1 protein-coding gene is annotated in these 1,591 nt (G+C 55.4%); it reads left to right on the forward strand.

What is annotated here, in order from left to right:
• Nucleotides 1–1,591: non-ribosomal peptide synthetase (locus AM629_RS21035; protein ID WP_152912056.1), on the forward strand; the 1,591-nt coding region annotated here is incomplete at both ends.

Raw genomic sequence — 1,591 nt, forward strand, 5'->3', positions numbered from 1 at the left:
GACGGATTCATCTTATCCAGACCCGTTATGTATTCATCAGCTGTTTGAGCAACAGGCAGAGCAGGCCCCACAGGCGACAGCGTTAGAATATCAACAACAGATTTTCAGTTATGCGGAACTGAATGCCCGTGCTAACCGTCTGGCTCATCAACTGATGGCTCTGGGTGTCATGCCAGACCAGCGGGTGGCGATTTGTGTGGCCCGTTCCCCGGCCATGGTGGTGGCGCTGTTGGCGGTACTGAAAGCCGGTGGCGCCTATGTGCCGCTGGATACCACTTATCCGGCGGAACGTCTGACGTATATCCTGAATGATACGGCCCCGTCAGTGGTGCTGGTTGATGAAACCGGGCGGGCGGCATTGGGTGAATCTGCGTTGGTCGGGCTGACAGTACTTGATCCGAATATCCAGCCTGATCAGCCGGCCAGCAATCCGCAGGTCCCAGGGTTAACGCCACAGCATCTGGCTTACGTCATCTACACTTCCGGCTCCACCGGGCAGCCGAAAGGTGTGATGGTGGAACATCAGGCGGTGTATCAACGTTATCTGGGTTTTAATGCGCTTTATGACGTCACCGCGCAAGACCGGGTGTTGCAATTTGCGGCTTTTGCGTTTGATGTTTCAGTGGAAGAATTTTTCTCGTCATTATGCAACGGGGCTACGCTGGTGATCCGTGATGATAGCTGGCTGGCGTCGGTGTCGGGATTTATTGCTTTAACCCAGAAACATGGTGTTACGGTTATCTCTCTGCCGACCTTATTCTGGTCGGAACTGGCGGCCCGGGACACCGGATTACCGCTGCCGGATTGCCTGCGACTCATCATCATTGGGGGTGAGGCGGTGAAGAGAAACGCCGTTCAGGACTGGTTTAAGCAGGCAGGCCACCGGCCCCGGTTGTTGAATGGTTATGGTCCGACAGAAAATACCGTGACGGTGACCTACAAAGATGTGTTATCCGTGGAGGATGCTCGTTCTATCGGGCGGCCAGCTAAAAATACCCGCATCTACCTGCTGGACAGATATGGTGAACTGGTACCCGCCGGTTGTGTGGGTGAAATGTATATTGGTGGCGTTGGGGTGGCCCGGGGTTATCTGAACAGGCCGGAATTGAGCGCGGAACGTTTTATGGCGGACCCCTTTAATCCGGTATCCGGTGAGAGGATGTATCGTAGCGGGGATTTGGCCCGCTACCTGCCGGACGGAGAGCTGGAATTCCTGGGCCGTAACGACGAACAGGTTAAGATCCGGGGCTTCCGGATTGAACTGGGGGAAATTGAGGCGCGGTTGGTGGAACATCCGGCGGTGCAAGAGGCAGCGGTACTGGTATTGGATGATGGACGAAGCAAACGGCTGGTTGCCTATGTGGCGGCGGAAAAGAATGCGGGATTGGCTGTTGATTTACGTGAATACCTGAGTGCGATTTTACCGGATTATATGGTGCCGGTCGCGTTTGTGCAGCTGGATACCTTCCCGCAAACCCCGAATGGTAAGCTGGATCGCCGGGCGTTGCCGGCACCGGACAATGAAGCTTTTGCCCGTCAGAGCTATGAGACACCGCAGGGGGAGACAGAAACCACACTGGCGACGATTTGG

Source organism: Photorhabdus heterorhabditis, from assembly GCF_001280945.1.
GTDB classification, from domain to species: domain Bacteria; phylum Pseudomonadota; class Gammaproteobacteria; order Enterobacterales; family Enterobacteriaceae; genus Photorhabdus; species Photorhabdus heterorhabditis.